Here is a 24,583-nt window from a genome sequence, read left to right as displayed (position 1 = left end):
AAATACACGGCCAACAAAGATCAACTAACCAAAAATAATGGGGATAAATGGAAAAAGGAGAATTTGAGTTGGCTCAAATTCTCCTTTTTCCTATCTAGAAGCTAGTTTTGTCCCAGCTTCTTTTTTTTTTTTGACAGTGCATATCATCCAAAGAAAACGGCCCAAAGGCATGCTTTAGGCCGCAAAAAAAGGAAAAGAAGCCGGTAAAAGGAAGTCATGGCGGAAATTGAAAGGAAAGAGGGTTATAAGAATCAATAATAGTGATATCCACTGTAGTTTGAGCCTACAATGATGAGTAAGATAAAGAGAACCACCAGTAAAACGAAGTCATTTTTGCCTCCGAAGAATCCGGAATCATATTTTGACATAAAATTCACCCCCTCTTTTCGTATTTAATGTATGGCAAGTTGTTGGGGGTGTATGGTACAAAAGCGGAATTGCGGAGAGCACAGACAAAATTTCATGCTGGTTTTTTTGCAATGGCAGTTCAAATGGAAGAATAAACTTCATACAATAAAATAAATTGTTTTCGTTTGATTTTGTAAACGCTTACGTTTCTCAGGTTTATTCCGATTCGAAGGCAGGTGGAATGATTGAAAGAGGAAAAGCTTATTCACTTTCAACAATACAAATATGCCAAATTGATCGACGAACTGCGTGAATATCCGGACAGCATTGAATATATCCTTGTGCATGATTATGAAAACCGATTCGACTTCCAGCGTACGGAATGCGTCCAAATGGGGGACTGTTTTGCGCAGCTGATCAAAGTGGGGAAGTCTTACCAACTCGTTTCGTTGATATTTTTTAAAAGTGATTGGACAGTGAAGCAAATTTTGAAATTTCTATCAAGCCATCGAATTGAAATTTTCCAACGGGCATCTGGGCCCCTGTATATTCAGAATGCACATAAAATCATTGACAGCAAATTGTTTAGAGGACGTCCCCTCGTTTTATTTCAAATCGGGAAAAAGAGCATTGTTGTTGAACCGAATCTTTTACAAGAAGTGACAGAATTTTATGAGCAATATAATAAAATCAGTCATACCGGATTAGCGGAGAAAATGCTTAAAGATTTCAGTTTTGACTGAATCTTTTTTTGTTGGCCAGCAAATATGGGGGATGCGGAAAATAGATGAAATCTCTATAATCGATGGCAGTTTTTTGATAAAATGGGTTTAAGCGAAGGAGTGAATAAACGTGGGAATTTATAAAAAAATTGCTGTAGCAGTGGACTTTTCGGAAGGCTCAAAAAAAGCGCTGAAAAAAGCGGTTGAGTTGGCCAAGAAATTTCAATCCACTTTATTGATTGTCCATGTTGTAGATACAAAATCCTTTGGTTCCGTTGCAGCTTATGATTTAAAATATGCTGCCGAAATGAAAGAAAAGGCTAAGGCAGAACTGGAAAAATGGAAAGAAAAAGCGGAAAAAGAAGGGCTTGAAAAAGTGGAAACATTGGTGGAAGAAGGGGCGGCAAAAACGATTTTAACAAATCTTGATGTGGATTTGATGGTCTGCGGCGCCACAGGGCTGAATAAAATCGAAAAATGGATGCTTGGTTCAGTGGCTGAGCGCATCGTCCGACATTCAAAATGCGATGTATTTGTGGTTCGTTAACGGCGGGAAAAATGGAGGAATTTTCGAAAATCCTTTCATATCCGGAATGAATCAGGCATATATATAATTATATTGGTTTGATTGCGTAAAAAGGGGAGAAATAATGCTGAACAAGCCGTTTGAACAGTTTGAAGTGGGGGAAACGTGGACATCGCGCGGCCGTACAATCACGGAGAGCGATATTGTGAATTTCTCCGGAGTCAGCGGAGATTTTTTTCCGTTACATACAGATTCGGAATATGCCAAAAATACGATTTTCAAACAGCGGATCGCCCATGGGCTGCTTGTGCTGTCGATTGGGACTGGCCTTTTGGAAATGAGCCCGAAAGCGGTCGTCGCCTTTTATGGAATCGAAAAGCTGAGATTTTTAAAACCGACCTTTATAGGAGACACGATCCATCTGGAATTGAAAGTGACGGACTTGAAAGATAAGGGGAACGGTACGGGCGTAGTCACGTTCCAGCAGGAAATCATCAAACAGACGGGCGAAACGGTCGTTACTGCTGAATACAAGTTTTTGATCAATAAAAAAGAACGCTATCACGTTTGATGGGCGTTCTTTTTTTACGGCATTCATATGGGAATTTTCAGATGATCAAGTATCGCAAAATATTGGAGAACTGATTAAATTTCATGAAATTTTGTAACAATGTGGATATACGCATTTTTTTCAAAAGAGAGGGATGGACTCAATGGAATTTTGGTCGGAAGTGTTGGAGCGGATCCGCTGGAAAATTCCCAAAGCAAGTTACGATCTGTATTTCGCCAAAACGGAGGGGGAATGGAATGGCGAGGTGCTATGTATTTTTACAGAGAACCAGTTCTCTAAAGACGGTTTGAATCATCGTTATAAAAATATCATTTCATTGACGGTGGAAGAAATGACCGGCAAAAAAGCGCAAATCCGGATCGTGAACAAGAATGCCGGTGAGGAACAATTGCCGAATGAGAATTCAAACGCGCCATTCGAAGAAATCAAATCCTTCATCCTCCAACAAAATAGAATGATTAATAGATTGCAAAAAAGGGTCAGGGAACTGGAAAAGAAAGTGGTGTATTTGGAAGGGGAACGAATCATCAGGTAACTTTTATTAAATGTTGAAGGGGTGAAACTTGACAATGTTTCATCCCTTTCAATATGTTCTAATAAGGAAATAAATTTAGCCCATCACCAAAGAAAAAAGGTTCAAAAAATTAGAATTAATTTACTATAATAATTGTTGGATTTTTGGTTGAATTATTCCATAAATGGGGATTATATAAATAAAAGGAATTTTTGAATCGGGATCTTAGAAAATGGGTGAACAGCCAAACATATCTGCATTATCCATGGAGTGAAAAAGGTGAAAAACAAGAAATCTTCCTACGCGACTTTCCAAAATGTGATCGTTTTCCCCGGAACGGTGGAACGGCTCTTTTCAGAGGCGTTAAAATACATGAAAACCAATCAGTTTGAAAAGGCAAACCGATATTTTGAAGAAGCCCTCCAATATACTGAAGGCGACGAGCATTTGCTGAGCATATACGCATATTCTTTATATGAATCCAAATCCTATGAAAAGGCAAAGGAAGTCTGTGAAAAGCTGCTTAATCTCGGCCCGGCAATGTATTTCGAAATTATGGAATTGTATTTGACGGTTTGCATGCAATTAAAAGAATATAAAAAAGTAGAAAGAATCATTTCCTCATTGTTTGATGAAGGCGCAATACCCCAGGAAAAAATGGAACAGTTTAAAAGATTGAAAGAATTGAATGCCAATATCAGTGAGAGAATGGAAAAGCAAGATGACCACCCGGCGGCGGTCAAACAGTATGAGCCTGAAATGTTTGAATTGGATGCTTTTTTATCGCTGGAACCAAACGAACAAGTGAAAAAGTTGAATGAATTGGCCTTGATCAATATTCGCCCGATTCTGCCGCAGCTAAAAAGAATCGTGGAGCATGACCGCATCCATCCCTTTGTGAAAAGCCTTATTCTTATATTAATGAATGAACAGGCGGTTGACATGGAAATAAAAATCGGGAAATTTGATAGGATAATTGTGGTAAATCCATCGAAAATTGGGTTGCCAACTGAGTTGCCACAATATAAAATGATTTCAAATATAGTGAATGATCAACTGCAGCAAGAACCCTCGATTTTAGAAATGGTTGAATATTTAATTGCAAAACATTCAATAGTAACGTATCCTTTTGAGTGGTTGGATTTTCAACCGCAGGATGTGGCGCAATGTTATATTGATTTTGTACATCAAATGTTTGGCCAACAAAGAGGGGCAAATCAAGAAATTTTTCATTTCATACAAGAATTAGAAATGTTATCAGAACTACAATAAACATGAAAAATGTTGAAACTCGGGCTACTTATGATATACTAAAATGGTTGTCAAAGTCGTATAAACAAATGTTAAAAATTTTGTAATTTATTTTTGGAGGTATTAATATATGTCTGCAAAATGGGAAAAGAAAGATGGAAACACTGGAGTATTAACAATTGAAGTTCCTGCTGAGAAAGTGAATAAAGCACTCGATCAAGCATTCCAAAAAATCGTAAAACAAATCAACGTGCCTGGATTCCGTAAAGGAAAAGTTCCACGCAATATCTTTGAAAAACGTTTTGGTGTGGAAGCATTATACCAAGATGCATTGGAAATTTTAGTTCCTGAAGAATACTCAAAAGCTGTCGATGAAACTGGCATCTTCCCAGTAGATTATCCTGAAATCGGTGAACTTGACGGTTTTGAAAAAGATAAAGATTTTACATTTACTGCGAAAGTGACAGTAAAACCTGAACCAAAACTTGGAGAATACAAAGGGTTGGAAGTGAAAAAATTAAGCACAGAAGTAACGGATGAAGAAGTGGAAGAACAAATCCAAAACTTATTGAACAGAAAAGCTGAATTCGAAATCAAAGAGGATGAACCAATCGTTGAAGGCGATATCGCTGTAATCGACTTCGAAGGATTCATCGGCGACGAAGCTTTTGAAGGTGGAAAAGGAGAAGATTATTCTCTTGAAATCGGATCCGGCCAATTCATCCCTGGTTTTGAAGATCAATTAGTTGGCGTAAAAGCTGGCGAAACAAAAGATGTTCAAGTGACTTTCCCTGAAGAATACCATGCTGAAGAACTTGCTGGTAAAGATGCAACTTTCAAAGTGACTGTGAAAGAAGTAAAAACAAAAGTGCTTCCTGAGTTGAATGATGAATTCGCAAAAGAAGCTGATCCGGAAGTTGAATCAGTTGACGAGTTGCGTAACAAAATCAAAGAAAGATTGGCTGAACAAAAGAAAAACGAAGCTGAAAGCACACTTCGCGACGAATTGGTAGAAAAAGCGGCTGAAAATGCTGAAATGGATATCCCTGAAGCAATGATCCATAATGAAATTCATCGCATGATCGACGAGTTTGCTCAACGTCTTCAAATGCAAGGCATGTCCCTTGACCTTTATTATCAATTCTCTGGCCAAACGGAAAAAGACTTGCATGAGCAATTCAAAGAAGATGCGGAAACTCGCGTGCGCATTTCATTAACATTGGAAGCAATCGCTAAAGCTGAAAACATCGAAGTGACTCAAGAAGATATCGATAAAGAACTTGAAAAAATGGCTGAACAATTCAAAATGGACAAAGAACAAATCATTACAGCTTTAGGCGGTTCAACTGAAATTTTAGAGAACGATATCCGCACACAAAAAACAGTTGAATTTTTAGTTGAGAATGCCAAAATTACTGAATAATTTTCCGTTTTCCTTTAAAATGGATAGTGAGGATAACTGAATAATTTCACTGACAAGGTACGGCATATACTACCGTGCCTTGTTTTATACCAGCAAGAAATTTTTACATACTGACAGATATAAACCGACAGCATCTAGTACTTCTTATTTGCTAAAGCGTTTAATATCTTGTATGATTGTTGCTTGAATAGGGGTGAAACAAATTGTTTAAATTTAATGATGAAAAAGGCAATTTAAAGTGTTCTTTTTGTGGGAAACCACAGGAACAAGTGCGCAAATTGGTAGCTGGACCCGGAGTTTACATTTGTGATGAATGTATCGAACTTTGTTCCGAAATCGTTGTTGAGGAATTAGGTGCAGAAGAGGAAATCGATTTTCAGGATGTTCCAAAACCGAAAGAAATTTTAAACATTCTGGACGAATATGTGATTGGACAAGAACGTGCGAAAAAAGCTCTTGCCGTTGCTGTATATAACCATTACAAACGAATTAATTCAAACAGTAAAATAGATGATGTGGAATTGTCAAAATCCAATATTATTTTGATTGGGCCGACTGGTAGCGGGAAAACATTGCTCGCTCAGACACTTGCGAGAATTTTAAATGTGCCTTTTGCGATTGCGGATGCCACTTCTTTGACAGAAGCCGGTTACGTTGGCGAAGACGTGGAAAACATTTTGCTGAAACTGATCCAAGCTGCTGATTATGACATTGAAAGAGCCGAAAAAGGGATTATTTATATAGATGAAATTGATAAAATCGCCCGCAAATCCGAAAATCCTTCCATTACACGTGATGTATCAGGTGAAGGAGTACAGCAAGCATTGTTAAAAATTCTTGAAGGTACAGTGGCCAGCGTCCCTCCACAAGGCGGCCGTAAACATCCCCATCAGGAATTTTTGCAAATTGATACAACCAATATTTTATTTATTGTTGGTGGCGCCTTCGATGGAATCGAAAATATTATCAAACGCCGTTTAGGCCAAAAAGTCATCGGCTTTGGTTCTGATGCGAAAAATAAAAATGTGGAAAGCGATTCTCTGCTTTCACAATTAATTCCGGAAGATTTATTGAAATTCGGGTTAATTCCGGAGTTTATTGGCCGTTTGCCTGTCATTGCGACACTGGAGCAATTGAATGAGGATGCTTTAGTCCGCATTTTAAATGAACCGAAAAATGCATTGGTGAAACAATATCAAAAAATGCTTGAATTGGATAATGTGGAATTGGAATTTGAAGAAGAAGCGCTTCGGGCGATCGCGAAAGAAGCCATTGAACGCAAAACAGGCGCCCGCGGACTCCGTTCCATCATTGAAAATGTCATGCTTGATATGATGTACGAATTGCCATCCCGTGAAGATATTGCAAAATGCATTATCACAAAAGAAGCGATTACAGATAAAGCACAGCCAAAATTAATTTTAAAAGATGGAACAGAATTGAAGGATTTGAAGGACAATAAAAAAACTTCCGCATAACTTGGAAGCAAGGAACTGAAATAAGGAATCCATAAAGAGCTGACTGCGAATTTGCTTATGCATTTCTCGTTAGTCAGCTCTTTATAACGAAAATACAGATTACATTTTTTTACAATTGTTCTTCCGTGTAAAAATATTTCTGAAAAGCATTGGCAATAATCCTTTTATAGGAATAATAATTAGTGAAAAAGACAATAGTAAATGCTGTTATGAAATCGACCTTATTTGAAATTGCTATGTAAATCCAAGTGAAAACTCCTTATTTTTTCACATACTAAATGTGCAAAGGCGGGTGCATTCTTAGTATCAAAATGGAGGTGAGGATCCCGCATGACTGAAATAAAGAAAAATGTTCCGCTGCTTCCTTTGCGTGGACTGCTCGTTTTTCCTACAACGGTATTACATATTGATGTTGGAAGAAAACGTTCCGTCGCAGCTTTAGAACATGCAATGATGAATGACAGCCGGATTTTTTTAACCGCCCAAAAGGATTTGCGGGTGGAACTGCCTGAAAAAGAAGATTTATATATGGTTGGGACTTATGTCTCCGTCAAACAAATGTTGAAGTTGCCAAACGGTACTTTGCGCATTTTGGTGGAAGGAATATGCCGCGGAAAAATCATCAATTATCAAGAAAATGACGACTTCACGACGGTGGATATTGAATTGCACGAAGATTCAAAAGAAAAAGACGTTGAGACTGAAGCTTTAATGCGCACGGTGATGAATTACTTTGAAAAGTATGCGAAAGCTTCCAATAAAATTACGGCGGAAACAATCCAAGCTGTCATGGACATCGAAGAGCCGGGAAGACTTGCCGATATTATCGCTTCCCATCTGCCGTTCAAAATTGCGGAAAAACAAGAAGTATTGAGCATGTTCAATGTCAAAAAGCGGTTGGATCATCTAATGATCCGGTTGCATGATGAACAGGAAGTATTGGATTTAGAAAAGAAAATCAATTCAAAAGTAAAACAGGCGATGGAACGTACGCAAAAGGAATATTATTTGCGTGAGCAGATGAAAGCGATTCAGGCGGAACTTGGAGACCGGGAAGGAAAGACCGGCGAAATTGCGGATCTCAAAAAACGGATTGAAGAGGCCGGAATGCCTGAATCCACGCAAAAGGCGGCACTGAAAGAACTTGACCGCTATGAAAAATTGCCTGCAGCCAGCGCAGAGAGCGGCGTGATCAGAAACTATATCGAGTGGCTTGTCACAATTCCATGGAAAGAAAAAACGGAAGACCGGCTCGATATTAAACTGGCCGAGGAAATTCTGAACCGCGATCATGATGGACTGGAAAAGGTAAAAGAGCGCATTTTGGAATACTTATCCGTCCGTCAATTGAAAAATTCCATTCGTGGCCCGATCCTTTGCTTGGTCGGCCCTCCTGGGGTAGGGAAAACATCCCTTGCCCGATCCATTGCGGAAAGCCTTAACCGCAAATTTGTCCGGGTTTCCCTTGGGGGCGTCCGAGACGAGTCGGAAATTCGCGGACATCGGCGCACATATGTAGGGGCAATGCCGGGACGGATCATCCAAGGCATGAAAAAAGCTGGCACAATCAATCCGGTATTTTTATTGGATGAAATCGATAAAATGTCCAATGACTTCAAAGGGGATCCTTCTGCGGCGATGCTTGAAGTATTGGACCCTGAACAAAACCATACGTTCAGCGATCATTACATCGAAGAGCCGTATGATTTGTCACAAGTTATGTTTATTGCCACAGCCAATGATTTGAGCACGATCCCGGGACCGTTGTTGGACCGGATGGAAGTGATCTCCATTGCCGGATATACGGAAATGGAAAAATTGAATATTGCAAAAAATCATCTCATTCCAAAACAGTTGGAAGAAAACGGCTTGAAAAAATCTCAAATTGTATTTAAAGAAGAAGCCATCGTTGATTTGATCCGCTACTACACTCGGGAAGCGGGGGTACGCGGCCTTCAACGCCAAATAGCAGCCGTTTGCCGCAAAGTTGCAAAAGTGATTGTTTCCGGCGAACGCAAAAGGGTGACTGTCAATTCGAAATCCTTGGTTGAAATGCTCGGCAAACATAAATATCGTTACGGCCAAGCGGAATTGGAGGACCAAGTAGGTGTAGCTACCGGATTGGCATACACAACCGTTGGCGGCGATACGCTTCAAATTGAAGTATCGTTGACACCGGGCAAAGGAAAACTTTTACTTACAGGTAAATTGGGAGATGTAATGAAAGAATCTGCCCAAACGGCACTTTCATATGTCCGTTCCTTATCCGATCGACTCAACTTGGATGCGGATTATTTTGAACAGCACGATATTCATATCCACGTGCCTGAAGGGGCGGTACCAAAAGATGGACCATCCGCGGGGATTACCATTGCCACGGCTCTTGTGTCTGCCATTTCCAATAAACCGATCAGAAAAGAAGTCGGCATGACCGGAGAAATAACATTGAGAGGGCGAGTTCTCCCGATTGGGGGGTTAAAGGAAAAATCCTTGGGTGCTCACCGTGCGGGACTAAAAACTATCATCATTCCTCAGGACAATGAGCGGGATATTGATGATATTCCTGAAACGGTTCGCGGAGAGTTGACCTTTAAACCTGTTAAAACAGCGGAAGAAGTGTTGAATATCGCCCTTGTTGGAGGGTTTTAAATGAAAATCAGTCAAGTGGAAATGGTGATCAGTGCCGTAAAGCCGGAGCAGTACCCTGATGATGGTCTCCCCGAGTTTGCTTTGGCCGGCCGATCAAATGTAGGGAAATCATCTTTCATCAACAAAATGCTCAACCGAAAATCTTTGGCCCGTACGTCATCAAAGCCTGGGAAAACACAAACACTGAACTTTTATAAAATCAACAATGAGCTGTTTTTCGTGGATGTTCCAGGCTACGGCTACGCCAAAGTTTCCAAAAAAGAGCGCGAGGCCTGGGGCAAAATGATCGAACGATATTTGACCGGCCGCAGCGTTTTGAAAGCGGTCGTATTGATTGTGGATTTGCGGCATCCGCCTACCGGAGACGACCGCATGATGTATGACTTTTTAAAGTACTACAATATTCCAACCATCGTCGTTGCAACAAAAGCGGATAAAATTCCAAAAGGCAAGTGGGATAAACATAAAAAAGTTGTTAGAGAGACGCTGGAAATGGATAAAGAAGAACCTCTCATCCTGTTCTCAGCGGAAACTGGGGTAGGAGTGGAAGAAACATGGGCTGTAATTCAAAAGTTCATGTGATTCCATACATAGTTCACAACAGAGCAAGTTGGAAAACGTTATATTTTCCAAATTGCTCTTTATTTATGTATTCAAAAGTGTAAATTGTCGAAATTTGATGAATACTAACCCTGAAGTTTATTATCATTGAAAATGGGCCTGAATTTTGTTATTCTTACATTAGAATAATTTTAAATTAAAAATATTTTTCATAACTTTTTCACAATTTGCGTTTGGATAGCGCTTTCTTTGTGATAGAATTAAAGTTATGAAATAGTTCGTGAGAGGTGTTAAGTTCATGCACACACTTGTTGTCGGCTTGAATTATCGAACTGCGCCAGTCGAAATTCGCGAAAAATTGTCGTTCATTGAAAGTGAATTAGCACAAGCGATGGCTGCGTTGAAAAAAGAAAAGAGCATACTTGAAGATGTGATCGTATCAACTTGTAACAGAACGGAAATATATGCGGTCGTTGATCAGTTGCATACAGGCCGTTATTATATAAAACGTTTTTTATCAAACTGGTTCAACATCCCGATTGAAGAGTTCGAACAATATTTATATATACGTGAAAGCGAAGAGTCTTTGGAACATCTTTTCCGCGTAACTGCAGGAATCGATTCGATGATTCTTGGCGAAACGCAAATTTTGGGACAAGTGAAGAAAAGTTTTCTTGAGGCGCAAGAAATCGGTGCAACGGGAACGATTTTTAACCGATTGTTCAAACAAGCCATCACCTTTGCGAAAAAAGCGCATAAAGAAACGACAATCAACGAAAATGCCGTTTCTGTTTCATATGCTGCTGTCGAACTTGCCAAGAAAATCTTTGGTTCATTGAAACATAAGCACGTAACGATTTTAGGTGCCGGAAAAATGGGCGAGCTGGCAATGGAAAATCTTTATGGGAACGGTGTAGGTAAAGTAACGGTATTGAATCGCACCTTTGAAAAAGCGGTGTCGCTAGCGGAAAAATTCCATGGACAAGCAAAATCGATCAAGGAATTGCAATGCACTTTACTGGATACGGACATTTTAATCAGTTCAACAGGTTCGCCGCATTATGTCATCGACTATGAATTGATGCAATTTGTGGAGTCTTTGCGTAAAGGGAAACCGTTATTTTTGGTTGATATCGCTGTTCCAAGGGATATCGATCCGAAAGTCGGCGATTTGCCAAATGTGTTCTTATACGATATCGATGACTTGCAGGGAATTGTGGAAGCAAACCTGGCAGAACGAAAACAAGCCGCCCAACAAATCGAAAGAATGATTGAACAGGAGATTGACGAATTTAAAGACTGGATCGCAACGCTGGGTGTAGTGCCGATTATCGCGGCATTGCGCAAAAAAGCGGATATGATCCAGCAAGAAACGATGAAAAGCATCGAAAATAAAATGCCAAATTTAACAGAACGGGAACGTAAAATTTTAAATAAGCATACGAAATCCATCATCAATCAATTGTTAAAGGAACCAATCCTTCAGGCGAAGGAAATTGCCAACTCACCAAAAGCAAACCAAAATCTTCAATTGTATCAACAAATTTTTGGAATCGAAGAACTTGTTCAAGAAGAAGTTCGCAATCAACAATTGAAGGCAGCCGCAGAAAAGGAACCTGTTCAAGATATTCAAAATCAACCAAAATTATCATTTTAAGCAAGAAATTTAAGGCGTTTTCGTATCTATGTGGTAAACTATTGATACGGAAACGCTTTTAGTTTGGAGATTAAGACGTATTGGATGGAGAAGGGTTTCGTATGACTGAAGTGATGTCCAACCTTTATCAAATGATGGTTGTCCTTTATGCAATCAGTATTATGTTGTATTTTACAGATTATTTTTATAAAAAGGATTTCATCCGTCGTTCCGCTTTTTGGCTGATTTCCATTGTATGGGTGATGCAGACGGCCTTTATTATAATAAATATTTTTGAAACGAAACGTTTCCCGATTCTGTCCCTTTCTGAAGGAATATATTTTTACGCCTGGCTGCTTGTAACCTTGTCGATTTTTTTGCATTGCATTGCAAGAGTCGATTTGCCGGTGTTTTTCGTCAATATCCTCGGATTTGTTTTTATGACCATCCGGTTATTTGCGCCAAATAATTTGAACCCTGTATTAAAAACATTAGAATCAGAAATGCTGTTTATACATATAAGTTTTGCCATATTTGCCTATGCAGCATTTTCCATTTCTTTTGTTTTTTCAATATTATATTTAGTTCTTTATCGTTTATTGAAAAAGAAGAAATATACCAAGATTTGGTCCCGGCTGCCTTCTTTGACCCAAATGACCCAATGGATGAACTACTCCATCATCATCGGCATCCCAATCTTGGTCATCAGTATATTGCTCGGGTTGGAATCTGCATTTATGAAGGTGGATTCTGTTTCGATTTTTGATGCAAAAATTGTCGGTTCTTTCGTTATTCTTATCATCTATGTCGTTGTGCTGCTGTTAAAGCAGAGGGGAAAAATAACCGGCACTTCTTTTGCATGGATTCAAATATATGCTTATTTTGTTGTATTAATCAATTTCTTTTTAGGAAGCAAATTATCACATTTCCACTTATGGTATTAGCAGAAAGGTAGGTCCATCATGAGAAAAATTATTGTAGGTTCTCGAAAAAGCAAATTGGCACTGACACAAACTAACTGGTTCATCAACGAATGCAAAAAAGCCGGAATGCCGTTCGAATTTGAAGTCAAAGAAATCGTGACAAAAGGTGATAAAATTTTGGATGTGCAGTTGTCGAAAGTCGGCGGGAAGGGATTATTTGTCAAGGAGATCGAAAAGGCGCTCCTTGAGAAAGAAATCGATTTTGCCGTGCATTCGATGAAAGATATGCCGGCAGTATTGCCTGACGGATTGACGGTTGGCTGCATACCGCTAAGGGAAGACCCTCGGGATGCACTGATTTCAAAAAATCATGTGAAATTTAAAGATTTGCCGGAAGGTGCCGTTGTTGGAACAAGTTCATTACGGCGCAGTGCACAGCTTTTACAGGTGCGTCCGGACCTTGAAATCAAATGGATTCGCGGAAACATCGATACCCGCTTGAGAAAACTTGAAACGGAAGATTTTGATGCCATCATTCTTGCCGCGGCAGGTTTGAACCGCATGGGTTGGTCAAAGGATGTGGTAACGGAATATCTGGACACAACCATTTGTCTTCCTGCTGTCGCTCAGGGGGCACTGGGCATCGAGTGCCGTGAAGATGACGAAGAACTTTTGACGGAACTTGCAAAATTAACGGATGAAAATACGAAAAAAGCGGTGATTGCCGAGCGCGCCTTTTTAGCGGCGATGGATGGCGGCTGTCAAGTGCCGATTGCCGGTTATGCGACGGTGGATGGGGAAGAAGTGAAGATGACCGGTTTAGTTGCTTCTCCAGATGGTTCCATTTGTTATAAAGAAACAGTGAAAGGACAAAATCCTGAAGAAGTTGGCAAAAAACTTGCCCAAATTTTAACAGAGCAAGGTGCCTATGATTTAATTGAAAAGGTGAAAGCGGAAAATGCATAAGCCGTTGGAAGGAAAGACAATCTTATTAACCGGTTCCAAAAAAACACAATCGATTGTTGACACGATTGTCCAACAGGGCGGGGAAGCGGTCGTTTGTCCGCTCATTAGAACTGTGGAAGTGACGGAAGCGGATGATTATGAACGATTGGCTTCCTGCAAGCATTATGATTGGCTTATTTTTACCAGCCAAAATGGAGTCGAGTTTTTTTGGAAAAAAATAGAGCGGCATCAATTCAATTTGTCGCAGCTTTCCGGTAAAATTGCAGCTGTAGGCGAAAAGACCGCCGCGTTGCTGGAGCGATATGGATTCACAGTCCATTTCATGCCCTCCATCTTCAGCGCTGACACCTTTGTAAAAGAATTTCCTTCCGTCAGTGGCGAATCCCCCAAATGTCTATTTATTCGGGGGGGATTGGCAAAGGATACATTAAAAAAAGGGCTGCCTTTTCCGATTGATGAATGGACGGTTTATACTACCGTTGAAAACAAGGAATCCATTGACAAAATCGTAGAAACGGTCCGAAACAGCAGACAGCCGATCCTCATTTTCGCCAGCCCATCGGCGGTGGATTGTTTCCATAAATATGCAGTGCCTGAAATCGGCTGGAACCAGGCAAAAATTGCTTGCATTGGTCATATAACAAAAGGCGCCGTTGAAAAATATGGTGCCCACGTTACATATTTTCCACAAAAATATACAATGCAGTCTGTCATAGAAGCGATTGCAAAAGGAGAGGAAATGTAATGTCAGAATTAGAATTCAGAAGACATCGTAGACTACGCTCAAATGCGACCATTCGTTCAATGGTAAGGGAGAACCATTTGCATAAGGAAGATTTAATTTACCCGATTTTTGTCATTGAAGGGGAAAACATCAAAAATCCTGTAAAATCCATGCCGGGTGTTTATCAACTTTCATTGGACAATTTGGATGCCGAAATTGACGAAGTGGTATCCCTTGGAATTCCTGCGGTGATTTTATTCGGAATTCCTGCCGAAAAAGATGCTGTAGGAACTGGAGCTTTCCATAATCATGGCATCGTGCAGAAAGCGACAAAACAAATCAAAGAACGTTATCCTGAACTGATGGTCATTGCGGATACATGTCTATGTGAATTTACGGATCATGGCCATTGCGGTCTAGTGGAAGGAGACAAAATTTTGAATGATCCTTCCCTTGATGTATTGGCCCGTACAGCGGTTTCCCAAGCAAAAGCGGGTGCGGATATCATCGCCCCTTCCAATATGATGGACGGATTTGTTGCGGCTATCCGCAAAGCTTTGGATGAAGCGGGATTCCAGGACGTGCCGATCATGTCCTATGCCGTAAAATACGCTTCCAGCTATTACGGTCCGTTTCGTGATGCGGCGGAAGGAGCGCCAAAATTCGGCGACCGAAAAACGTATCAAATGGATCCGGCCAACCGTTTGGAAGCGTTCCGTGAAGCGGAATCCGACATTGAAGAAGGAGCCGATTTCTTAATTGTGAAACCTGCCCTTGCGTATATGGATATTATTCGCGATGTGAAAAACCGTTATCCGGTTCCGGTGGTGGCTTACAATGTTTCCGGAGAATATTCAATGGTAAAAGCGGCGGCTTTGAACGGCTGGATTGACGAAAAATCCGTTGTATTGGAAACATTGGTGGGAATGAAGCGTGCCGGTGCGGATTTAATCATCACTTATCATGCAAAAGATGTAGCTCGTTGGTTGGAGGAGAAATAATATGCGTACGTATGAAAAATCAATCAAAGCATTTAAAGAAGCTGTCAATTTAATGCCAGGCGGGGTGAACAGCCCTGTACGAGCTTTTAAATCCGTCAATGGAGATCCGGTATTTATCGAATCCGGAGAAGGCGCCATTATCCGCGACATTGACGGCAATGAATATATCGACTATGTACTTAGCTGGGGTCCGTTGATTTTGGGACACTCCCATCCGGATGTGGTGAAAGCTATTCAGGAGCAAGCGGCAAAAGGTACTTCATTCGGTGCTCCAACTTTACTTGAAAATAAGCTTGCCGAAATTGTCATAGAGCGGGTTCCTTCCGTGGAGATGGTGCGCTTCGTTTCATCCGGTACGGAAGCGACGATGGCTGCGCTCCGTCTTGCCCGCGGCTACACTGGACGGGATATTATCATGAAATTTGAAGGTTCTTACCATGGCCATGGGGACTCTTTATTGATCAAAGCCGGTTCTGGTGTTGCAACGCTCGGCTTGCCAGACAGCCCAGGGGTACCGGCGGATGTGGCAAAAAATACGACAACTGCTCCTTATAACGATTTGGAAGCTGTAAAAGCGACATTTGAAAAATTGGGCGACCAAATTGCGGCGGTGATTGTGGAGCCAGTTGCCGGAAACATGGGGGTTGTTCCGCCAAAACCAGGTTTCTTGGAAGGATTGCGTGAAATTACGAAACAATATGGCGCGCTTCTTATCTTTGATGAAGTGATGACAGGATTCCGAGTGGATTATCATTGTGCCCAAGGCTATTATGGCATTGAACCGGATTTGACATGCTTAGGTAAAGTGGTTGGCGGAGGACTACCTGTTGGCGCTTATGCAGGAAAACGGGAAATCATGGAAAAAGTGGCGCCAAGCGGACCGGTCTATCAAGCTGGTACATTATCCGGAAACCCATTGGCGATGACTGCGGGGATTGAAACCTTATCCCGTTTAACTCCTGAGAGTTACGAATATTTTAAAAAGCTGGGAGACATGCTGGAAGAAGGAATCCGTGAAGCGGCAACAAAATACAACATCCCGCATACAGTGAACCGTGCAGGCAGCATGATCGGTTTATTCTTAACAAATGAGGATGTCGTTGATTTTAGATCCGCCCAAACATCCGATTTGGAACTGTTTGCAGAATATCATCGTCTCATGCTTGAAGAAGGGGTTTACTTGCCGCCTTCCCAATTTGAAGGATTGTTTATTTCCACTGCCCATACAGAAGAACATATCGCGAAAACCATTGATGCATTCCATAAAGTGTTTGCCAAATTGGCCCGCTGATGATCAGAGTGTCTTTTCCTTTAATGAAGGGAAAGACGCTCTTTTTTTGTCAAAATTTTTGAAATGCCATTTATCATACTTCGATTTTTCGGGCATAGAGTAGTACGGGAGGGAAACACATGGCAAAAATTAATTGGGAAATGATGACGCAGTTTATCTTTTCAAAAGAATACGGGATTGTCGAAGAAGTTATATCGGTCCAAGTCATCCCCCGTTGGCAACAGGAAGAGACGGAAGATTCCATTCGTTTGACGGGCATTTATCATATCAAGTCGACGGTGAGATTCAATCCTGCGATCAAACCGAATTTCAGCGAAGGTACATTGATCGAATATATTGATTTGCAAGGCGATGAAGGATACTTTGAATATTCATTGCCTTTAGAAGTGGATTTGCCAAAGGAGAAAGTTGCGCAAACTTCTCAGCCGGAATTGCATGTTGAGGATATATCCTTTTTTGTATACGATGGCTCAAGCTGCACCTTTAAATGGGAAGTGAACTGCACTTTTGACGAGCCGGTGGCAGGCGCTTTATTCCAAGTGGAATCCGAAGAGAAAGTGGCGGAACGGGTAGCCGTAGTGGCCGCGAATACGGGGGAAGTTTTGGAAAGAGCCAAAACCGACCAGCCCCCTGCCACATTGGAGCATCCACTGGTGAATGAAGAATTGTATAAAGTGCAGGAAAGTGCACCAAATTTCTCGGAAGCTATTGAAGATGAATCGTTATCAAATTACGTAGATTTCATCAGACCGTTGGATGAATCGGCAAATGAAAGCAATTCTATTCAAGGGGAACCAATCGGACATTCCCACTTTGTGGAAGAAGCCAAAAAAATCCGTAAAGAAGAGAATGAAGCGATACATGTTAATGAGTCTTCCAGCAAAATCTTGATTGATGAAAGATTCAAGGTCCCTTCAGATACGGATGATTTTTACAACGAACTTTCCGAATCCTATAGCCTTTTGAAATTTAAATAATATCTGTCCATAACAACCATGAAATGAGTGCGAGAATGAAAAGCAGCAGCACATCGCCCGTCGTTGGGACGAAGAGCGTGTGAATGGCTTGAAACACGGTGATCGGAATGCAAATGTGTTTTGCGTAAAAACGCACTTTTCGGATCCAAGGGGGTAATAGCCAGGGATTATAACATTTTCTTCTTTTTTTTAAAAAAGACATGGAAATCACTCCTTTCATTTCCCTGAAACTTGAAAACTGCTGTTAAATTTTATACAATGATTTAAGCAGTTGAATATGCGGATGCAATGAATTGGAAGAGTAGAATGATGATGCATGCCACAGAGAGGAAACGGCAGCTGAGAAGTTTCCGCATGCAATCATTTGAAGGTAGCCATGGAGCAGCTTTTATGAATCCAGTAGTAAAAGCCGGTTAAACACCGTTATCGGAATGAGAGCTGTTTAGACGTTTTATGGTCTAAATGGAAAAAAGGTGGTACCGCGAACTCCTTCGTCCTTTTCGGATAAAGGAGTTTTTCTTTTTGCCAAAATTTGATTCAACTAAAGGAGGAACAGTCATGACAGAAAACGTGTCAATGCCGACAAAGTACGACCCGAAGTCTGTTGAGCAAGGTCGTTACAAATGGTGGTTGGAAGGAAAATTTTTCGAATCACAACCAAACAGCGATAAAAAACCGTATACCATTGTAATTCCGCCTCCAAACGTAACCGGGAAGCTGCATCTTGGCCACGCTTGGGATACAACATTGCAAGATATCATCATCCGCATGAAACGCATGCAAGGATATGATGCCCTTTGGCTTCCGGGAATGGACCATGCGGGAATTGCGACACAAGCAAAAGTGGAAGCCAAACTTCGCGAACAAGGAATCAGCCGCTACGATTTAGGACGCGAGAAATTCCTTGAAAAAACATGGGAATGGAAGGAAGAATACGCAAGCCATATTCGCGAACAATGGGCGAAATTAGGATTGTCTTTGGACTATACAAAAGAGCGGTTTACTTTGGATGAAGGTTTATCCGATGCTGTAAAAGAAGTGTTTGTACGTCTTTATGAAAAAGGATTGATTTACCGCGGCGAACGCATCATCAACTGGGATCCGGAAGCAAAAACCGCTTTATCCGATATCGAAGTAATTTATAAAGAAATCCCTGGAGCCTTCTATCACATGAAATATCCGCTTGCCGACGGTTCCGGCTACTTGGAAGTGGCGACAACACGCCCTGAAACAATGCTTGGAGATACGGCGGTAGCGGTTCACCCTGAAGACGAACGTTACAAACAGTATATTGGCAAAACAGTCATTTTACCGCTTGTAAATCGTGAAATTCCAATTGTGGCCGATGAATATGTGGACATGGAATTTGGTACAGGGGTTGTGAAAATTACGCCTGCCCATGACCCGAACGACTTTGAAGTGGGCAACCGCCACAATTTGGAGCGCATTTTAGTGATGAACGAAGACGGTACAATGAATGAAAAAGCGGGCAAATATCAAGGATTGGACCGCTTCGAATGCCGCAAACAAATCGTGGAAGATTTAAAAGCGCAAGGATACTTAATTAAAATCGAAGAGCATGTGCATTCTGTTGGCCACTCTGAGCGTACAGGTGCAATTGTAGAGCCTTACTTGTCAAAACAATGGTTCGTGAAAATGAAGCCGCTTGCGGAGGCAGCATTGAAATTGCAACAAGACGAAGAAAATAAAGTGAATTTTGTACCGCCACGATTTGAAAATACGTATCTTCATTGGTTGGAAAACATCCGTGACTGGTGCATTTCCCGTCAGCTTTGGTGGGGCCATCAAATTCCGGCTTGGTATCATAATGAAACGGGCGAAATTTACGTTGGCAAAGAACCGCCAAAAGATGCGGAAAATTGGACGCAAGATCCGGATGTATTGGATACGTGGTTCTCAAGTGCCTTATGGCCATTCTCCACAATGGGCTGGCCGGATACAAACAACAAATTGTATCAACGTTACTATCCGACAGATACGTTAGTGACAGGTTATGACATCATTTTCTTCTGGGTTGCCCGCATGATTTTCCAAGGTATTGAATTTACCGGCAAACGACCATTCAAAGATGTGCTCATCCACGGTTTGGTTCGTGACGGCGAAGGGCGAAAAATGAGTAAATCCCTTGGAAACGGTGTTGACCCAATGGATGTTATTGATCAGTACGGTGCGGACTCTTTACGCTACTTCTTGGCAACAGGTTCTACACCAGGCCAAGACCTCCGTTACACAAACGAAAAAGTGGAAGCAATCTGGAATTTTGCGAACAAAATTTGGAACGCATCCCGTTTTGCGCTTATGAACATGAACGGTTTGAAATACGAAGAAATCGATTTGACAGGCGAATTAAATGTCAGCGATAAATGGATTTTAACCCGTTTGAATGAAACGATTGAGAAAGTGACGGATTTGGCGGAACGTTATGAATTTGGTGAAGTGGGACGTGAATTGTATAACTTCATCTGGGACGACTTCTGTTCATGGTATATTGAAATGGCGAAACTTCCTTTATATGGCGATGATGAAGCGGCTAAACTCACGACCCGTTCAGTATTGGCTTATGTGCTTGACAACACGATGCGTCTGCTTCATCCAATGATGCCATTTATTACGGAAGAAATTTGGCAACATCTTCCGCATGAAGGCGAATCCATTGCCGTTGCCGAATGGCCAAAAGTGAGACCGGAATTTGATTTCAAAGAAGAGTCCGGCCATATGAAACTTCTTATGGACATTATACGTTCCGTGCGCAATATCCGTGCAGAAGTGAATACGCCAATCAGTAAAAAAGTGTCGCTATTCATTAAAGCGAAAGATGCGGAAACGGTAAAAATCCTGGAAGATAATAAAGCGTATATTGAAAGATTCTGCAATCCTGATCAATTGGTGATCGGGGTGGAAGTGGAAGCCCCTGAAAAAGCGATGACAGCCGTTGTTACCGGAGCGGAATTGTTCTTGCCGCTTGCAGGATTAATCAATTTGGAAGAAGAAATTGCCCGCCTCGAAAAAGAATTGGATAAATGGGCGAAAGAAGTGAAATTGGTATCCGGCAAACTTTCCAATGAGAATTTCGTGAAAAAGGCACCGGAAGCGCTCGTTGCGAAAGAACGCGAAAAACTTGCGGATTACCAAGAAAAATACGATACAGTGAAAAAACGTTTGGATGAGTTAAAAAACATGAAATAAAGCCGTGTTGAATTGAAATTCGCCGGATCGATGGAAACATCGGTTTGGCGAATTTTTGTTGGATGAACGGCGGTATTGGATAAGTCCCTTGGATTTTGGGTCATTGGATAGCCATTTGGGTGAGCGGGGGAATTATACTAGGAACTGTGGGTTAGCCGATCAAGTGAGTCATCCGAGCAAAAGAGGAGGAATTATCTGAGCAAGCAGGGTAGTCATCCGAGCAAGCAAAAGAACCATCCGCGAAAGCAGGAGAAATTAACCGATCAAGCTGCATCCGCACAAATCCGGGGATCAAACCGTCCGATCAATGAAATATTTTCAAAAGAGGCGAATCACCCAAAAAAGATGAGCGTCATTCGCGTATGAGATGGCATCAGTCTTACCATTTTTAATGCCACACCACCGCTTTTGGAGTAAAATAAGGGGAGGTTAGGAGGCGGATTCATTTTGTTTACATCAATGGAAGAATGCATAAAGTTTATGTACGGCTTACGGGCAGAAATACATAAAGGGGAGCCTTTTCATGCGATGAACAAAATTTTGCCTGAGCTCAACAATCCGCATGAAAAGGTGCCTTTTATTCATATCGCCGGTTCCAATGGAAAAGGTTCCACCGTCAATTATTTAAGAGAGATGCTGCAGCAGGCAGGATATAAAGTTGGAGCTTTTACATCCCCCCATTTGGAAAGGGTGAATGAACGCATTACAATCAATGGGGCGGAAATTTCGGATGAACGGTTTTTAGCCCTTGCCAATCATTTATTTCAAATCATTGAACAAATCGACGGAGAATATCCGAGCTTTTTTGAATTGATGACGCTCATTGCTTTCATGTACTTTGCGGAAGAACAGACAGATATCGCACTTATTGAAGCGGGAATTGGCGGCCGTTTTGACTGCACAAATGTCATCACGCCCCTTTGCTCCATCATTACAACGGTGTCGCTCGATCACACCCACATACTGGGGAACACGCATAAAGAAATTGCCTATCAAAAGGCGGGCATCATTAAAAGAAATGTTCCGGTGGTGACTGCTGTAACTGACAAAGATGCATTGGAAGTCATTCAACTTGAAGCGGAACAAAAAAACGCACCCCTTTTCATCTACGGAGAAGATTTCTTTGCCACAGATATTCGCATGTTGAATAATAAGCAGCATTTTACATACCAATTAGGAAATGTGAAATACAATGTTGCTTTACAAATGCTGGGGGCGCATCAAATTGCCAATGCTAGTTGCGCTTTGACCGCTGCAACGATTTTAAGAAGCATGGGATTTACCCGTTTTACCGATCAACGGATTCAATCCGCATTGGAAAATGCCTTTTGGCCGGGGCGTTTCGAACAAATTGGCGGGCAAATCATTTTGGACGGTTCCCATAATCCGGAAGGGACACAAGCCTTAATCGACACCCTTATCAGGCAATACCCGAACCAAAAGTATAAGTTCATCTACTCTGTGATGAGTGATAAAGATTATATCGGGAGTATCTCGATTTTGGATGAAGCGGCCCATGCCATCTTTTTCACGGAACTTCCCATACCGCGGTCTGCAAAGGCAAAGGAATTGGCCAGCCATTCAAAACATCCTTCCGTAGTGGTGAATGAAAACTGGAAGGAGCTGGTGGCAAAAGAAATGGAAAAGCTTCAAAAGGATGAACTGCTGATTGTGACGGGGTCCATCTTTTTTATCGCGGAAGTGCGGAAATTTCTAAAAGCGAAGGAAAGAAGCTTATGATATTGAACTTTGACCAATATAAAGAAAAATGGAATGTGGAAAGCGACCCTGCCATTAAACCGGGATTGGAGGGAATGAAAAAAGCGTTGACCCTTTTACAAAACCCTCACAAGCATCTCCGGGTTGTCCACTTGGCAGGGACGAACGGGAAAGGCTCCACCATTGCCTTTCTGGAACAAATTGCCCTTCATCACGGGCTTTCAGTGGGAAAATTCACATCCCCTTGCATTGTGGATGTGCATGACCAAATTCAAGTGAATGGCAAGCCGATCACTCAAGAACAAATGGACATTGTATTTCAGCAAATGAAAAAAGCGGGGGTGAGCGGCCTCTTAACGGATTTTGAGCTGCTTACCTGCGCGGCTTTTCTCCATTTTGCAAATGAAAAAGTGGATCTGGTTCTGTTGGAAACCGGATTAGGCGGATTGGAAGACAGCACAAATGTGGTGACTCCACTGGTTTCCGTCATTACAAGCATTGCATATGACCATACCCGAATTTTGGGCAATACCATTGAACAAATCGCTTATCATAAAGCGGGCATCATTAAATGCGGCAAACCTGTCATTGCCGGAAGTTTGCCGGAAGAAGCCTTTTCCGTCGTAAAGCGGAAGGCGACTGCTGAAAAGGCTCCATTATACGTTTATGGCGACTCCTTTTATGTTCAAGACGATATGCAGGGAGAAGTGTATGTGCACAAGCAGGAAGAAGTCATGATCGATCGCCTGGCAAGAAAGATGGCAGGGGAACATCAGAAAGTGAATATGGCATTGGCGATTTCCGCTTTTTTGGAAGTGGCGAAAATCTTCCAATTGGAAGTATCGAAGGAATCCATTCGTAAGGGAGTGGAAATGACAAGCCTGGCAGGACGGTTTGAGCGGGTGTTACCAAACGTATATTTTGATGGAGCCCATAATCCTGCAAGCGTCGAAAAACTTGTCGAAACCATTAAGCGGCGTTTTCCTGATGACACCATCCGCTTTGTTGTTGGAATGGTGAAAGATAAAGACATTGAGCAAGTGCTGCGATTATTGGAATCGGTTGGCGATGAATTTTATTTTGTCGATTTCGAAAATCCCCGGGCGGCGAAAGCGGAAGATTTACTGTGTTTGTCCCATGCGAAGAAGAAGGAAAAATTGCAGGAAATCATTCCTTTTATCCAATCGGCCGGAAATTTTGACGGAATAACGTTTGTCACCGGTTCTCTTTATTTGCTGGCTGAAATCCGGAATGGGCTGATCGATGCTACGCATGAGTCATAGATTCGAGCCTGCCGATTGATAGAAAACGATAAACCCTTTTCAGAAGAATTGATGCGAATAAATAACCTTGAATGCTCATTTTCAATAAAACATAAACATAAGAAATAATATGGGCGTTGTTCGGCCAAAAATCGTACGGATTCGTGATTGAAAAGGGTGATTCGATGAAATTTCCACATATCATTGGGCGGCGGGAAATGATGCGGGCGGCTCTATTAGGCTCTATTACGGGATTGGTAGGCGTTCTCGTATTTATTCTCATTTTGAATTCGATGGATTCAACTTATACCGAAAAAACTAAACAGAATGATTTGATTCCTGTAAGTTCCCAAAATACGGAAAAAACGGGTGAAGAAGAGCGTTTTACTGAGCAATTTTTTGCCAACCAGCACGGTGTATTTTCCACTTTTGAAAAAGCGACGGAGTTTGTGTACGGCTATCCAAGTCTAAATACGAGCGCCGTTGTTGAAATTGACGGAAGTTTTTATGTCTGGTCCAGCGTTGCTACGACGAAAGAAGGGGTTGTGCTATCGGAGGATCCCCCATCTTTTGTCAAGCCCTTTACTTTATCCGCCGCAGGATGCAAAAAGCCGGAATTACAAAACATTCCGTCTCTATTAAAAAATAAGGATCCTTCAAAAATAAATTTTCAAGGGGACGAAAAAGAGGAAAAAATGCCTTCCGACTGGGAGACGATCACCTATGCATTATCAAGCATTTCAAGCGATTCATCGGTGGTTCGGATGCATCTTTTAGCCCATTATTTCACCGAAAACGACTGTTTGAAAATCAAATTTTAACGGGCAAAAAATG

22 protein-coding genes and 1 other annotated feature are annotated in these 24,583 nt (G+C 41.5%); of the genes, 20 read left to right on the top strand and 2 right to left on the bottom strand.

The genetic code is table 11. From position 1 onward, the window contains the following. Positions 1-251: 251 nt before the first annotated feature. Positions 252-368: a YjcZ family sporulation protein gene (locus ACFPOH_RS10715; protein ID WP_342469049.1), complete on the bottom strand. Its 117-nt coding sequence runs from the start codon at positions 366-368 to the stop codon at positions 252-254. 225 nt (positions 369-593) lie between these two features. Here ACFPOH_RS10715 and ACFPOH_RS10710 point away from each other — a divergent pair, with 225 nt between their 5' ends. The 16 genes from ACFPOH_RS10710 to ACFPOH_RS10635 all read left to right on the top strand — a co-directional run bounded on the left by ACFPOH_RS10710 (position 594) and on the right by ACFPOH_RS10635 (position 17,561). Continuing rightward, positions 594-1,091 carry a hypothetical protein gene (locus ACFPOH_RS10710; RefSeq protein WP_342469050.1) on the top strand — a complete coding sequence of 166 codons (498 nt, stop codon included), beginning with the start codon at positions 594-596 and terminating at the stop codon, positions 1,089-1,091. Positions 1,092-1,200: 109 nt separating this feature from the next. Next, complete coding sequence (locus ACFPOH_RS10705; RefSeq protein WP_342469051.1) at positions 1,201-1,617, top strand: universal stress protein; 417 nt, start codon at positions 1,201-1,203, stop codon at positions 1,615-1,617. A 103-nt stretch (positions 1,618-1,720) separates the two neighbouring features. Next, a complete protein-coding gene (locus ACFPOH_RS10700) occupies positions 1,721-2,167 on the top strand; it encodes a MaoC/PaaZ C-terminal domain-containing protein (protein WP_342469052.1) in 447 nt (148 codons plus the stop codon). A gap of 142 nt (positions 2,168-2,309) precedes the next feature. Next, the gene (locus tag ACFPOH_RS10695) at positions 2,310-2,702 is read left to right on the top strand and encodes a DnaA N-terminal domain-containing protein (protein ID WP_342469053.1); all 393 of its coding nucleotides are present in this window, start codon (positions 2,310-2,312) and stop codon (positions 2,700-2,702) included. Between the two features lie 258 nt (positions 2,703-2,960). Next, on the top strand, positions 2,961-3,953 hold the full coding sequence (locus ACFPOH_RS10690) for a hypothetical protein (RefSeq protein ID WP_342469054.1): 993 nt from the start codon (positions 2,961-2,963) through the stop codon (positions 3,951-3,953). A 109-nt stretch (positions 3,954-4,062) separates the two neighbouring features. Next, on the top strand, positions 4,063-5,355 hold the full coding sequence (gene tig / locus ACFPOH_RS10685; RefSeq protein ID WP_342469055.1) for a trigger factor: 1,293 nt from the start codon (positions 4,063-4,065) through the stop codon (positions 5,353-5,355). A 203-nt stretch (positions 5,356-5,558) separates the two neighbouring features. Next, the gene (gene clpX, locus ACFPOH_RS10680; RefSeq protein ID WP_390309613.1) at positions 5,559-6,833 is read left to right on the top strand and encodes an ATP-dependent protease ATP-binding subunit ClpX; all 1,275 of its coding nucleotides are present in this window, start codon (positions 5,559-5,561) and stop codon (positions 6,831-6,833) included. 330 nt (positions 6,834-7,163) lie between these two features. Further along, positions 7,164-9,482 carry an endopeptidase La gene (gene lon / locus ACFPOH_RS10675; protein WP_342469057.1) on the top strand — a complete coding sequence of 773 codons (2,319 nt, stop codon included), beginning with the start codon at positions 7,164-7,166 and terminating at the stop codon, positions 9,480-9,482. Further along, positions 9,483-10,064 carry a ribosome biogenesis GTP-binding protein YihA/YsxC gene (gene yihA / locus ACFPOH_RS10670; protein WP_342469058.1) on the top strand — a complete coding sequence of 194 codons (582 nt, stop codon included), beginning with the start codon at positions 9,483-9,485 and terminating at the stop codon, positions 10,062-10,064. Between the two features lie 277 nt (positions 10,065-10,341). Beyond that, the gene (gene hemA, locus ACFPOH_RS10665; RefSeq protein ID WP_390309610.1) at positions 10,342-11,700 is read left to right on the top strand and encodes a glutamyl-tRNA reductase; all 1,359 of its coding nucleotides are present in this window, start codon (positions 10,342-10,344) and stop codon (positions 11,698-11,700) included. A 101-nt stretch (positions 11,701-11,801) separates the two neighbouring features. Then, positions 11,802-12,623: a cytochrome c biogenesis protein CcsA gene (gene ccsA, locus ACFPOH_RS10660; protein WP_342469060.1), complete on the top strand. Its 822-nt coding sequence runs from the start codon at positions 11,802-11,804 to the stop codon at positions 12,621-12,623. An 18-nt stretch (positions 12,624-12,641) separates the two neighbouring features. Continuing rightward, the gene (hemC, locus tag ACFPOH_RS10655; RefSeq protein WP_342469061.1) at positions 12,642-13,568 is read left to right on the top strand and encodes a hydroxymethylbilane synthase; all 927 of its coding nucleotides are present in this window, start codon (positions 12,642-12,644) and stop codon (positions 13,566-13,568) included. Next, positions 13,561-14,313: a uroporphyrinogen-III synthase gene (locus ACFPOH_RS10650; RefSeq protein WP_342469062.1), complete on the top strand. Its 753-nt coding sequence runs from the start codon at positions 13,561-13,563 to the stop codon at positions 14,311-14,313. The genes hemC and ACFPOH_RS10650 overlap by 8 nt, the downstream gene beginning before the upstream one ends. Beyond that, a complete protein-coding gene (hemB, locus tag ACFPOH_RS10645; RefSeq protein WP_390309607.1) occupies positions 14,313-15,293 on the top strand; it encodes a porphobilinogen synthase in 981 nt (326 codons plus the stop codon). The genes ACFPOH_RS10650 and hemB overlap by 1 nt, the downstream gene beginning before the upstream one ends. Before the next feature lies 1 nt (position 15,294). Beyond that, positions 15,295-16,584, top strand: a complete 1,290-nt coding sequence (hemL, locus tag ACFPOH_RS10640; protein ID WP_342581600.1) for a glutamate-1-semialdehyde 2,1-aminomutase — start codon at positions 15,295-15,297, stop codon at positions 16,582-16,584. Between the two features lie 119 nt (positions 16,585-16,703). Continuing rightward, entirely contained in the window at positions 16,704-17,561 is an 858-nt protein-coding gene (locus ACFPOH_RS10635; RefSeq protein WP_390309604.1) for a hypothetical protein, read from the top strand. Here ACFPOH_RS10635 and ACFPOH_RS10630 read toward each other — a convergent pair. After that, positions 17,554-17,763: a hypothetical protein gene (locus tag ACFPOH_RS10630; protein ID WP_342469066.1), complete on the bottom strand. Its 210-nt coding sequence runs from the start codon at positions 17,761-17,763 to the stop codon at positions 17,554-17,556. The genes ACFPOH_RS10635 and ACFPOH_RS10630 overlap by 8 nt on opposite strands. A 77-nt stretch (positions 17,764-17,840) precedes the next feature. Then, positions 17,841-18,063 (top strand) — a binding site (T-box leader). A gap of 56 nt (positions 18,064-18,119) precedes the next feature. On the opposite strand from ACFPOH_RS10630, the gene ACFPOH_RS10625 reads away from it, so the two are divergent. The 4 genes from ACFPOH_RS10625 (at position 18,120) to ACFPOH_RS10610 (ending at position 24,570) form a co-directional block, all read left to right on the top strand. Beyond that, positions 18,120-20,768, top strand: coding sequence for a valine--tRNA ligase (locus ACFPOH_RS10625; protein WP_342581597.1), 2,649 nt, complete (start codon positions 18,120-18,122; stop codon positions 20,766-20,768). Between the two features lie 447 nt (positions 20,769-21,215). Beyond that, the gene (locus tag ACFPOH_RS10620; protein ID WP_390309602.1) at positions 21,216-22,508 is read left to right on the top strand and encodes a bifunctional folylpolyglutamate synthase/dihydrofolate synthase; all 1,293 of its coding nucleotides are present in this window, start codon (positions 21,216-21,218) and stop codon (positions 22,506-22,508) included. Beyond that, positions 22,505-23,770, top strand: coding sequence for a bifunctional folylpolyglutamate synthase/dihydrofolate synthase (locus ACFPOH_RS10615; RefSeq protein WP_342581595.1), 1,266 nt, complete (start codon positions 22,505-22,507; stop codon positions 23,768-23,770). Before ACFPOH_RS10620 ends, ACFPOH_RS10615 begins: the two co-directional genes overlap by 4 nt. Positions 23,771-23,934: 164 nt before the next feature. Beyond that, on the top strand, positions 23,935-24,570 hold the full coding sequence (locus ACFPOH_RS10610; protein WP_342469070.1) for a hypothetical protein: 636 nt from the start codon (positions 23,935-23,937) through the stop codon (positions 24,568-24,570). Positions 24,571-24,583 lie beyond the last annotated feature (13 nt).

It is taken from the genome of Ureibacillus suwonensis (assembly GCF_042655065.1).
Taxonomy (GTDB): domain Bacteria; phylum Bacillota; class Bacilli; order Bacillales_A; family Planococcaceae; genus Ureibacillus; species Ureibacillus suwonensis.
The sequence above is the reverse complement of the archived record's forward strand: the minus strand, read 5'-3'. Positions and strand labels throughout refer to the sequence as shown.